The sequence below is a fragment of the Alistipes communis genome, from assembly GCF_006542665.1.
GTDB classification, from domain to species: domain Bacteria; phylum Bacteroidota; class Bacteroidia; order Bacteroidales; family Rikenellaceae; genus Alistipes; species Alistipes communis.
In genome coordinates, this window is sequence record NZ_AP019735.1 from 2,430,608 (window position 1) to 2,442,691 (window position 12,084).

Consider the following 12,084-nt stretch of genomic DNA (forward strand, 5'->3'; position numbering starts at 1 on the left):
ACGGAGAACGACAGTTGAAAACGAATAGATAAGACATGCTGACTGAAGAAGAAAAGAATGCCGGTTTGGAGGGGCGTATCATCCCCGTCAACATCGAGCAGCAGATGAAATCGGCCTACATCGACTACTCGATGTCGGTCATCGTTTCGCGCGCCCTGCCTGACGCGCGCGACGGTCTGAAGCCCGTGCACCGCCGTATTTTGTACGACATGAGCGCCGAACTGGGGCTCTATTCCGATAAACCGACGCGTAAGTCGGCCCGTATCGTGGGCGACGTGCTCGGTAAGTTCCACCCCCACGGCGACTCGTCGGTCTACAATGCCATGGTGCGCATGGCGCAGGAGTGGTCGCTGCGGTATCCGCTGATTTTCGGTCAGGGCAACTTCGGTTCGATGGACGGCGACTCGCCTGCGGCGATGCGTTACACCGAGGCGCGTATGCGCAAGATCACCGACGAGGTGATGGCCGACATCGACAAGGAGACGATCGACTGGACGAACAACTTCGACGATACGATGAAGGAGCCGACGGTGCTCCCCACCAAGATTCCGCTGCTGCTCGTCAACGGCGCGAGCGGCATCGCCGTGGGCATGGCCACCAACATGGCGCCCCATAATCTGGGCGAGGTGATCGACGCCTGCTGCGCCTATGTCGACAACCACGACATCGAGTGCGAGGAGCTGCTCCAGTACGTCAAGGGCCCCGATTTCCCGACGGGAGGCATCATCTACGGCTACGAGGGCGTCCGCGAGGCGCTCATGACGGGCCGCGGACGCGTCGTGATGCGCGCCCGGACCGAGATCGAACACACGGCGTCGGGCCGCGAGTGCATCGTGGTGACGGAGATTCCCTACATGGTCAACAAGGCCGAGATGATCAAGAAGATCGCCGACATGATCAACGACAAGAAGATCGAGGGCATCTCCTACATCAACGACGAGTCGGACCGTCAGGGACTCCGCATCGTCATCATCCTCAAACAGGATGCCGTGGCGAGCGTGGTGCTCAATACGCTTTACAAGAATACGCCGTTGCAGACGTCGTTCCCCGTGAACAACATCGCGCTGGTGCACGGCCGTCCCTACCTGCTCAACCTGCGCGACATGATCCGCCACTTCATCGAGCACCGGCACGACGTGGTGGTGCGCCGCACGCGCTTCGATTTGCAAAAGGCCGAGGAGCGGCTGCACATCGTGCTGGGTCTGTTGATCGCGCAGGACAATATCGACGAGGTGATCCACACCATTCGCGCCGCCCGCACGCCCGACGAGGCCAAGACGGCGCTTATGGAGAAGTTCGGCCTGAGCGAGTTGCAGGCTTCGGCGATCATCGAGATGCGCCTGCGCGCGCTGACGGGGCTGGAACACGGCAAGCTGACGGCCGAGCGCGACGAGTTGCAGAAGCAGATCGCCTACTTCAACGAGGTGCTCCGGAGCGAACCGTTGCAGATGAAGATCATCAAGGACGAACTGCTCGAAATGAAGGAGAAATACAGCGACGAACGCCGCACGGAGATCGTCTACGCCTCGGAGGAGTTCAATCCCGAAGATTTCTACGCCGACGACGAAATGGTCATCACCATTTCGCACATGGGCTATATCAAACGCACGCCGCTGGCCGAATACCGCACGCAGAACCGCGGCGGCGTGGGCGCCAAGGGCAGTGCGACGCGCGACGAGGACTTCATCGAGCACATCTACGTGGCCACGATGCACAATACGATGCTCTTCTTCACCGAGAAGGGGCGCTGCTTCTGGTTGAAGGTCTACCAGATTCCCGAAGGAACGCGCTCGTCGAAGGGACGCGCCATCCAGAACGTCATCCAGATCGAACCGGACGACAAGGTGCGCGCCTACATCAACGTCAAGCGCCTCGACGACGAGGAGTACGTCAACAACAACTATATCGTGATGTGTACCAAGGACGGTACGATCAAGAAGACCCGTTTGGAGGCCTATTCGCGGCCGCGCAGCAACGGCGTCAATGCCATCGTCATCCGCGAGGGCGACCAGCTCATCGAGGCGAAGCTCACCAGCGGCGAGGCCGAGGTGATGATCGCGGCGCGCGAGGGCAAGGCGATCCGCTTCAACGAGCGGACGGTGCGTCCGATCGGCCGTGTGGGCGCCGGCGTGCGCGGCATCTCGCTCGAAGAGGGCGACGAAGCGGTCGGCATGATTTGTGTCGAACCCGACAGCGGGCAGGACGTGTTGGTGCTCAGCGAAAACGGATACGGCAAACGGACCGATCTGGACGAGTACCGCATCACGAACCGCGGCGGCAAGGGCGTCAAGACGATCAATATTACCGAGAAGACCGGAAAACTGATCTCGATCCAGGCCGTGACCGACGACAACGATCTGATGATTATCAACCGGTCGGGTCTCACGATCCGCACGGCGGTGTCGCAGATCCGCGTGGCGGGCCGCGCTACGCAGGGCGTGCGGATCATCAACCTGCGCGAGGGCGACGCCATCGCCTCGGTAATGGCCGTTCCGGGCAGCGAGGAGGAGGAGCTGGCGGCGGTCGAAGGCGGGGAGAATCCCGCTCCCGCAGCGACGGACGAAACGCCTGCCGCCGAGCAATAAAGAGATACATCAGGAGATAAACCAATTATTTTAGTTAAAACGAGTATGAAAAGATTCATTTTGATGGCCGCAGCCGCTGCGTTGCTGGCCATTCCGGCTGCCGAAGCGCAGAAAGTGAATAAGGAGGCGACGTTGTCCAAACTCGAGAAGAGCGATGCCGACATCGCGAATCCCAAGAAGAACGCCAAGGCCGCCACGTGGATCAATCGCGGCAGGGTCTATTACGACGCCGCAGCGGAACCGACGGCCAACCTGTTCGCTCCGATGGAGACGACGCTGCTGAAACTTTCGGTGGGCGATCCCACGAGCACCGAGGAGGTGACGCTCAACGGTTCGAAAGCCATTGCATGGAACTATCCCTATTTCATCGCCTACGAGCGCGACGGGAAGATCGTGGCATGGAAGCAGTTGCAGGAGATCAAGGAAGGCGCCCTCGATACGGCGATCGAAGCCTATAACAAGGCCTACGAGCTGGATCCCAAGCAGGCGTCGAAGATCAAGAACGGTTTGGAGCAGATCTCCAATTACGCCTCGATTCTGGGCAATGTCTCGATCGAAGCGGGCGAATATCTTACGGGCGCCGAGGCCTATCTGGCCGCCTACAAGGCACAGCAGTGCCCCGCTTTCGGCGAGGCCGATCCGGCGCTCCTCTACTATGCCGGCTATCTGCTGACCGTCGACGGAGCGAACCATCCCGAATCGTTCGCGCGCGGTGCACAGGCGCTCAACGACGCGCTGGCCGCCGGTTATACCGACGAGGCGGGCGATGTCTACTACTATCTGTTCCACAGCTATTACGGCCAGAAAGACAAGGATGCGGCCTTCCTCATCAAGGCGAAGGACGCACTGCTGGCAGGTATCGAGAAGTTCCCGAAGAACGAGAAGATCCTCGACGGCCTGATGCAGCTCTATACCTCGGAGGAGGGCGTGGGTGATCCCGCCGACCTGGTGGGCATGATCGACAAGTCGCTCGAAAGCGATCCCGACAACGTCGACCTCTGGTTCGGCCGCGGCCGTGTCTTCTACAAATTGAAGAACTACGACGAGACGATCAATTCGTTCAAGAAGGTCGTCGAGTTGAAGCCCGACCTCTACGAGGGCAATTACTATCTGGGCCTGTTCTATACGGTCAAGGCCGACGCCATGAACACCGAGATGGGGCAGAAGAATTACCGCAGCCAGTCGGAGTACGATGCCGACCTGAAAGAGGTGAACGTCGTTTACATGGCGGCTCTGCCTTACTTCGAGAAGGCGCATCAGCTCAAACCCGACGACGTGGATACGGTCGATTACATCAAGTCGATCAGCTTCCGTCTGCGCGACGAACCGGGTATGATGGACAAGTACAATGAGTACAATGAGCTGCTCAAAAAGATGAAGGGTCTCGAATAACGGGAACTCTTTCGTCTTCCGACAGAAGGCCGGAGAACGGGATCTCACATCCCGTCTCCGGCCTTCGCCGTATCGGTACCGGGAGCCTTCTGGCGGAGGGGTAGCGGGCGACGGGCGCGGTCGGCAATCCGTCGATCCCGTTTCGAGGCTCCGCAGCCCCTCTCCGGCTTTTCGGGGCCTTGCTTTTCCCGTACACGCTTCCGCGAGTGTCCGAAGCGGAGCTTTCGTATCGCACGTTTGTAATAAAATAAAAAGATTGTTTTATAATTTAAAAAAGACTTTTTCTGTTAATTTTATTATCTTTGTTTTGTTCAACGTTTTCGATAAGCCGAGCGCAGAGCCGAACTTGTTCGGGCTATGCCGAGGCGAGAAAACGAAGAATGAAAATCAACGTTTTCGATAAGCCGCGTGCAAAGCCGAACTTGTTCGGGCTATGCCGAGGCGAGAAAACGAAGCGAGAAAATATCAACTTTTAACAGAAAGAAGTTATGTGCGAACATTCGTTTTCACCAGTCGTTTTCCGCGCTCGGTATACGTTGCAGGCAACCTGTACCGGAACCGGTCGGGAGTATTTGTCGTTGGCGGCGGGTTATCTGCCTCCGGAAGTACGGTCGACGGAGTGCGTCGCGGAACGCGGTTTCGCAGCGTCGTCGGAATCGGGTAACACGCCGATGGTCGAAGACCCGTGGGAGGATTTATAGGGTCGGGACGATGAGACGGTTTTATCTCGTTGCGATCCTGCTCGCATCGGTCGGTTGCGAGCGGATCGAACCGGACGAGGCGCAGTCGCCGCTGCGTCCGTCGGAGGAGACGCCGGCGCTTATGAAGGTACATGCCCGGGTCGACGAGACCCGGACGTCGCTGGGCGGCCCGCGCGGCACGGAGGTGCGGTGGTCGGCGGGCGATGCGATCGCGCTGTGGGGAGAAGATTCGCCGGCGTGCCGCCGTTATGCGATCGACGACCGTTTTGCGGGCGGGACGTCTGCCGATTTCACCGGCGAGGCTTTCGAAAGCGCGGTCTATTACGCCTGTTATCCCTATCGTCCGGATGCTGTCGCCGAAGGTGCGGGCGTGACGACGACGCTTCCTGCGGTGCAGCCCTTCGGAGGTTCGAGGACGTTCGCTGCGGGCATCAGCCCGATGACCGCCCGAAGCACACGTGCGGACGATCTCCGCTTCACGTCGGTCTGCGGCGTGGTGCGGCTGCAACTCACCGGAACGGCGACGATCCGCTCGATCCGTCTGACGACGCTCGACGGTGCGCCGCTTGCCGGACGAATGCGGTTCGAATGGACGGCCGCCGGCGGGTGGACGGTACGTTCCGTCGATGCCGGACATCCGTCGATCCTGCTCGACTGCGGTGCCGGGGGCGCAGCGCTCTCCGGAGGCGATCCCGTCGTCTTCTGTCTGGTCGTTCCGCCGGGCAGTTACCGGGGCTGGCGCTTCACGATCACCGATACGGAGGGCGGGCAGATGGTGCGCGAGACGTCGCAGGCGGAGGTCGTGCTTACGGCCAACCATATCAAGACCTACAATCCGATCGCTTATGCGGCTACCGAACCGGCGCCCGTGGCGCTCGATGCCTCGGCGACGGCCAACTGCTACGTCGTGGCGCGGGCGGGACGTTACGAGTTCGACGCTACGACGATGGGCAACGGTGCGGTGACGCCGCCCGATGCGGCCTACACCGCGGGTTCGACCTGCGGGAAGGCGGACGGAATCGTTCCCGAAGCGCTGCGGCCAGTGACCGCGAAGCTACTGTGGCAGACGGCGCCGAATCTGATCGGGGAGGTTTCGCTCGGCGAGGAGGGACGCATCCGTTTTACGACGGCCGATCCCTTCGTGGAGGGCAATGCCGTCGTTGCGGCCTGCGACGCCGACGGTGCGATTCTATGGAGCTGGCATCTGTGGCTGACGTCGGCCGATCTGGAAGGGGCGTTGCATCGGTATGCGCTTCCCTATGAGGGTCTCGGCGCGGCGGCGGTCATGGATCGCAATCTGGGAGCGCTCGCTGCCGCCTGGCAGGGCGCTGACAATGCGTCGAGCTACGGCATGTTCTACCAGTGGGGCCGCAAAGACCCGTTCGTGCCGTTCCGTTCGTCGCAGGAGCGTATGGCCGTCTACGATGCGGCGGGTGCCGAACTTGCGGATGATTCGGAGGCTTCGGCGGCGTTCGATGCCGCTCCGGGCTGGCATCTGGCCGACGGTGAACGGCTGGGTGCAGCCGCCACGATGGAGGCTGCGGTGCGTTATCCGATGAATTTCATCACCGAAATTCCGGAAAGCACCGGTGCATCCTATCCCAACTGGTATTACGTCGCTGCCGGCGACCGCCTGAAAGATGACCTGTGGGGTTGCACGGATGCGCTGTCCGATGTCGGGGAGAAGAGCATCTACGATCCTTGTCCGCCCGGTTACCGGGTGTCGCATCGCTTCGTCTGGACGGCCTTCGCACCGACGGCCGATGCCCCTTTCTCCCAGTGGTACAAGCAGGGGACGAGCGTCTCCGCCAACGATGGATTGGTCTTTACGGTTGAGGGGCAGGAGATCTATTATCCGGCTGCGGGCATGTTGTTCGGAACGACAGGTGCCGCGCGCTTTACGAAGAGCGGCTGGTATGTCTGGAGCGCCTCGCCTTATGCGCCGGACAGTCCGAAGGCAGGTGCGTTCGTACTGGAAACGATTCAGAAGAAACTGCTGGGATCGGCCGCTCGCAGTTGCGGTGCGCAGGTACGCTGCATGAGGGAATAGCCCTCCTCTTGTCCGGGTAAGTCCGCCCCTGCGATGCACGAGCTTTCGCAGGGGCGGATTCCGTATGGGGTCAGGCGGCGTCCGCCTGCCGGTAGATGTCCTTCAAACGGTGGGTCATGAAGTATTGCAATACGCCGCGCAGCAGCATGTAGAGCAGGAAGGCGCACCACAACGCGTTGTTGCCGATCAGCGGCGAGAAGGCGAAGAAGATGGCGAAGTAGATGATCGTCGACAGAATCATCGAGTCGCGCATGACCCGCGTGCGGGTCGCGCCGACCATGATGCCGTCCATCAGAAAGGGGAGCGAACTGGCGATCGGAATGGCGATGATCCAGCCGATGTAATCGCCTGCCGTTGCGATGATGTAGGCCGATGATTCGGGGCTGTTCAGGGTGAAGACGTGCAGCAGGTCGCGCCACCAGACGAGGTAGATGCCGACGAAGACCGCCGCGACGGCCAGCGACCAGAAGATCGAGTTGCGGATGCAGCGGTGCAGCGACCGCCCGTCGCGTGCGCCGATGAACCGTCCCGTGAGCGCCTCGGCCGCCTGCGCGAAACCGTCGGTCATGTAGGAGAAGAGGGTGAACAGCTGCAACAGGATGGTGTTGACGGCCAGCAGTGTCCGATCCTCCATGCGGGCCGATGCGCCGGTGAAGAAGGTGTAGACGGCTACGATGCAGAGCGTGCGGACGATGATGTCGCGATTGACGACCAGAAAGCGCCGGATTGGCCGCATGTCGAAGACCGCCGACCAGTCGATGCGCGTGATGAACTCCCGATAGTTGGCCACGATCAGCACGGCGGCCAGCGCCACGCCGAGATACTGGGCGACGACCGAGCCGTAACCGATGCCGGCGATGCCCATCCCGCAGCGGAAGGCGAAGAACCACGAACAGCCGACATGGACGACGTTTTGCAGAATGGCGATCCACATGGGGATGCGGGCGTTCTGCATCCCGATGAACCAGCCGTTGAGGCCGAAGAGCATGATGCCCGCCGGTACGGCCCAGATGCGGGCGTAGAAGTATTCGGCGACCAGTTCGTCGCCGTTCATGGCCCAGATCGCCGTTTGGCCGAGCGGGTATTGCAGCAGCAGGATCAGTGCGCCCAATACGGCCGCGACGAGCAGCGTGCGCGCCAGCGTGGCGGTGCATTCGCGGTGGTTCTTCGCGCCGTAGGCCTGCGCCGTCAGTCCGCTCGTGCCCATGCGCAGGAAGGAGCAGTTCCAGTAGATGAAGTTGAAGATCGAAACGCCGACGGCCAGCGATCCGATCGCGCGCGTGGTGTCGCCGCCGCCCAGATTGCCGGCGATCATCGTGCTGGCGATGCCCATGACGGGGACGGTGATGTTGGAAACGATGTTCGGAAGCGCGAGCCGCAGGATTTCCCGATTCATAAACGAGGGGTTTAACGTGTCGCAAAGATAGTGCAAGCCGCGGGCAGAACCAAATATATTTGCATGACGGTGCGATGCCGGCAGCCCGCTGCGGATTTACGGCCGGCTGTGCGGGTGGAACCCATGCGGTTCCGCGCCGTTCCGGCGGAGGACGACCGGCCTTAGGAATGCCCGCGGAGATACGCGCGAGGCATTTTTACGGACAAATGCTGATTCTTTCGCCGTGGCGGCTGATTTGGTGCGATTTGTGCGGACAATCTGCGAAAATTAGATTACCTTTGCCACGAATTAATTTGAATCGAAATGAAAGACTACAACAGCGACTCGACGGTGGTTCTCGACCGTTTCGCACGCGACAAGCGCAAGCGCACGACGACCGCCGAACGTATCGAACGTCGCCCCGGTCCCCGGCGTGATGCCGATGACACCCCGCGCGAACATGCCCCACGGCGTGCTTCGTACAATCCCCACTTCACGGAAGACAACCGCCCCGTCGACGAGCGCCCGCGCCGTCCGTCCGGCGGTTCCAGATATGGCGAAGGCCGGCCTTCGGGGCCTTACCGGGGCCGTCCGGACGGGCCCCGTTCGGATCGTTCGGGCGGCTACGGCGGCGAGCGTTCCGCGGCGGAGGATCGTCCGCGTCCCTACGGGAAGAAACCCTTCGGTGCGCCGAAATACGGCGACAAGCCTGCCTACGGCCGTAAATCCGCCGGCAAGTTCGGGCCCAAGCGCCCCTACGGCGAGCAGGAGGGGGATTTCCGTCACGGCGAACGTGCGGGGGCGCCGAAACGTTACGGTCCGAAGTCCGCGGGCGGATTCAAGCGCGACGATCGCCGCGGCGAGGTTCGGCCCAAGAGCTATCCCCGCTATAATCCCAACGTGCAGACGGGCGAAATCCGCCTGAACCGTTTCATCGCCCAGTCGGGACTCTGCTCGCGCCGCGAGGCCGACGACTATATCCAGGCCGGACTGGTTTCGGTCAACGGCGTGATCGTGACCGAATTGGGATCGAAGGTGAAGCCGACCGACGAGGTGAAGTTCAACGACAGCCGCATCGAGGGGGAAAAGAAGGTCTATCTGGTGCTCAACAAGCCCAAAGGCTATGTCACTTCGCTCGAAGATCCCCACGCCGACAAGACGGTGATGGATCTGGTGAAGGGCGCCTGCGAGGAGCGCATCTATCCGGTGGGGCGGCTCGACAAGAATTCGCTGGGGCTGCTGCTCTTCACCAACGACGGCGACATGACGCGCCAGTTGACGCACCCGTCGTACCGCAAGAAGAAGATCTATCAGGTGTCGCTCGACAAGCCGCTCACGCGGGCCGACATGGATCGTATCGCGGAGGGCATCACGCTCGAGGACGGCGAGATCCACGCCGACGAGATCGCCTACGTCAAGGAGGACAAGAGCGAGATCGGCATCGAGATCCACTCGGGGCGCAACCGCATCGTGCGGCGCATCTTCGAGTCGCTGGGTTACTCGGTGCGCAAACTCGACCGCGTTTACTACGCCGGCCTTACGAAGAAGAATCTCAAACGCGGCGCATGGCGCTTCCTGACCAAGGAGGAGGTGATGCGTCTCAAAAGCGGCCAGTACGAATAGCGCGGCTACCGTGCCGGTATCGAATAGCTCCTCAGCTCACGGCTGAGGAGTTTTTCGTTGCCGCCGGTGAGCCGGTCGAGCAGTGCGTGGAAATGGGGCGAGTGGTCGTGGTGGACGGTGTGGCAGAGTTCGTGCAGCAGTACGAAGTCGCGCAGATGCGGGGGTAAGGTCATCAGGAAGAGACTCAGCGACAGGTTGTTGTCGCCCGTGCAGCAGCCCCATTTGGTGCGCGACGCACGGATCGTCACCCGTCCGTAGCGGAACCCGTGCAGCCGTGCCAGTTCTTCGACGCGCGTGGGCAGTTCGGCCTTGGCGGCGCTGCGCAATGCCTCGATGTCGCACGGGGCGGGTGCCGGATGCGCCGCAGCGCGTGCCGCGAGCCGGTCGCGCGTCCGGATCACCCAGTCGGTTTTCGATTCCAGAAAGGCCAGCGCGCGTGCGCGCGGTACGTTGCAGGGAAAACTCAGCCGCACGCCGCCTGTGCTGCGCACCGAAAGCGAGATGCGGCGTGCACGGCGGGTCTGGCAGAGGACGATTTCACCCAGCAGGGGGTGTTGCAGTTTGGTTTCCAATACCGGGCTATTTCGTATAGAATTTGTCGACGTTCAGAGCGACATAACGGTGCTTCCCGCGCGATACCTCGGCCCAGCTGAACGAGATGAGCAGCGAATCGGTGCGGTAGAACAAGAGGTTGTCGGCCGTGTAGAGCGGCTCGTCGTCGGGCCAGTAGAGTAGCTGGTCGCAACGTTCCGTGAACAGCTCGTCGAACGAACGGCGGAAAAGCTCCCGTCCGTCGGGCAGGTAGAGCCGCAGCGTGTCGCCCGAGGTTGTATAACGCGAGCTTCCGTTGTTGTAGGAGAAGGAGACGGGGGCGTAGCAGTACCGGTAGCCGTCGATGCGGAGCGGTGCACGGAGTTCCGAGTTCGAGTAGGAGCTTGTGAGGGCTGCCGCTTCGGCGGTATCGAGTTCGTAGCCCCACTGGATATAGTCTCTGATCCGGTCGCTATGAAAGCGGCCGAGGAGTTCGCGGGAGCGGGCGATGCCGAAGCGGTCGGCCAGCAGCAGCGTATCGTGGTCGTCGAGGTAGTCGAGCGAGGCGTAGAGCTCGCGATAACGTTTGAGCTGCGCCGTGTCGCGTTCGTCGATGCGGGACAGATCGAGTCGGCCGGATTCGTCGAGCAGCCCCGTTTGGCCGGCCAGCCGCTCGGCGCGCGCGGTCTGCGACCGCAGCGAGAACGCCGTGGCCGAGAAGCGGGGAATGTAGGCCGTCAGGAAGAAGAGGACGAAGGCCGTTGCGGCGATGTAGTAGTAACGTCCGGTGCGGCGTGCGGCGAAGAGTGCGACGGCTGCGGTCATGATCGCGCCGCAGACGATGAGGTAGACGCGCCAGTCGGTCAGACCGTAGTCGCCGACGCGCTGCATGACGCCGGCCCAGAAGAGCACGAGCGGCGGCAGCGCGAAGATGCTGATGCGGTCGAAAAACCAGTCGTAGCGCCGCTGCACGACGAGTTCCTGCAATGCCTTGACCGTGAACAGGGCCATCGTGAAGCCGAAGACCAGATAGGCGACGCCCCCTTTGGGCAGCGACCACGTGAAGAGGATTTGCAGGCAGTAGAGGTAGAGGATCGCCGCGTAGACGAGCAGCGCCGGCGCGAGAATCCAGTTGAGCAGCGTGTCGGTCGTTTTCGTGCCCTGCGGTTCATCCGACAGGTAGCCGTCGAGTCGAGCCAATGCGGTCAGGGGCCAGAGCAGAGCCCACGAGAAGAGGACGATGTAGGAGTCGACGAGATTACGGACTTCCCATGACGCCGGGATATTGAAGATGTAGATGACCGAGTGGTAGATGGCCATCGCGGAGAGCATGGCCGTCAGCGCGAAGATCCCGCCGACGGCCGCAGCGCGAATGTATCCCAACGTTTGTCGTACGAACGGGCCGTTGGGCAGGGTGCGGCGGGCCATGAGCAGTCCGAGCGGCGCGAGAACGGCCGAGGTGATGAAGAACCGGCTCGTTCCGAACCACTCCTTGCCCAGCAGCCACGAGGCGATCGTCAGCAGCAGCGGTACCAGCAGGTAGAGCGTGCGCCATGCCCGCGAGGCCCGGCCGACGAGCGTGTGGACAATGAGCGTCGCGAGCATCGTCAGCGGCAGCATCGTGAAGACGCCGTGGGGCAGCTGCCGCATTTCGGTGGCGGCGCCGTCGGCCGCGAGCAGCATATGGTAGTCGAAACTCCATTCGATCTGGATCGCGCCGAAGATACAGGCGTAGATGCAGAGCGCTGCCTCGACGGGATAGCGCAGGGCGACCCGCAGCAGCGAGTCGGCCGTGTCGGTCAGGAATTTTTTCAGGCGGTTCATGGT

General features: G+C 61.7%; 7 protein-coding genes. 4 read left to right on the top strand and 3 right to left on the bottom strand.

All coding sequences use genetic code 11. The features are described 5' to 3' along the window. The first annotated feature begins 35 nt into the window (after nucleotides 1-35). The 3 genes from gyrA to FMF02_RS09910 all read left to right on the top strand — a co-directional run bounded on the left by gyrA (nucleotide 36) and on the right by FMF02_RS09910 (nucleotide 6,728). Nucleotides 36-2,585, top strand: a complete 2,550-nt coding sequence (gene gyrA / locus FMF02_RS09900) for a DNA gyrase subunit A (RefSeq protein WP_141413030.1) — start codon at nucleotides 36-38, stop codon at nucleotides 2,583-2,585. Nucleotides 2,586-2,630: 45 nt separating this feature from the next. After that, nucleotides 2,631-3,977 carry a tetratricopeptide repeat protein gene (locus tag FMF02_RS09905; RefSeq protein ID WP_026074800.1) on the top strand — a complete coding sequence of 449 codons (1,347 nt, stop codon included), beginning with the start codon at nucleotides 2,631-2,633 and terminating at the stop codon, nucleotides 3,975-3,977. A gap of 711 nt (nucleotides 3,978-4,688) precedes the next feature. Beyond that, nucleotides 4,689-6,728 carry a hypothetical protein gene (locus FMF02_RS09910; protein WP_141413031.1) on the top strand — a complete coding sequence of 680 codons (2,040 nt, stop codon included), beginning with the start codon at nucleotides 4,689-4,691 and terminating at the stop codon, nucleotides 6,726-6,728. 70 nt (nucleotides 6,729-6,798) lie between these two features. On the opposite strand, the gene FMF02_RS09915 is transcribed toward FMF02_RS09910, so the two are convergent. Beyond that, nucleotides 6,799-8,124 carry an MATE family efflux transporter gene (locus FMF02_RS09915; RefSeq protein ID WP_019129950.1) on the bottom strand — a complete coding sequence of 442 codons (1,326 nt, stop codon included), beginning with the start codon at nucleotides 8,122-8,124 and terminating at the stop codon, nucleotides 6,799-6,801. A gap of 303 nt (nucleotides 8,125-8,427) precedes the next feature. On the opposite strand from FMF02_RS09915, the gene FMF02_RS09920 reads away from it, so the two are divergent. Beyond that, nucleotides 8,428-9,726, top strand: a complete 1,299-nt coding sequence (locus FMF02_RS09920) for a pseudouridine synthase (protein WP_141413032.1) — start codon at nucleotides 8,428-8,430, stop codon at nucleotides 9,724-9,726. 5 nt (nucleotides 9,727-9,731) lie between these two features. On the opposite strand, the gene FMF02_RS09925 is transcribed toward FMF02_RS09920, so the two are convergent. Then, complete coding sequence (locus FMF02_RS09925) at nucleotides 9,732-10,298, bottom strand: M48 family metallopeptidase (RefSeq protein WP_141413033.1); 567 nt, start codon at nucleotides 10,296-10,298, stop codon at nucleotides 9,732-9,734. A gap of 7 nt (nucleotides 10,299-10,305) precedes the next feature. Continuing rightward, nucleotides 10,306-12,081 (bottom strand): DUF4153 domain-containing protein, encoded by a 1,776-nt coding sequence (locus FMF02_RS09930; RefSeq protein ID WP_141413034.1) that lies wholly within the window; start codon nucleotides 12,079-12,081, stop codon nucleotides 10,306-10,308. Nucleotides 12,082-12,084 lie beyond the last annotated feature (3 nt).

Coding starts and splice junctions, on each gene's coding strand:
- FMF02_RS09910 (WP_141413031.1), top strand. CDS start 4,689: ATGAGACGGTTTTATCTCGTTGCGATCCTGCTCGCATCGGTCGGTTGC.
- FMF02_RS09920 (WP_141413032.1), top strand. CDS start 8,428: ATGAAAGACTACAACAGCGACTCGACGGTGGTTCTCGACCGTTTCGCA.
- FMF02_RS09905 (WP_026074800.1), top strand. CDS start 2,631: ATGAAAAGATTCATTTTGATGGCCGCAGCCGCTGCGTTGCTGGCCATT.
- FMF02_RS09915 (WP_019129950.1), bottom strand. CDS start 8,124: ATGAATCGGGAAATCCTGCGGCTCGCGCTTCCGAACATCGTTTCCAAC.
- FMF02_RS09930 (WP_141413034.1), bottom strand. CDS start 12,081: ATGAACCGCCTGAAAAAATTCCTGACCGACACGGCCGACTCGCTGCTG.
- gyrA (WP_141413030.1), top strand. CDS start 36: ATGCTGACTGAAGAAGAAAAGAATGCCGGTTTGGAGGGGCGTATCATC.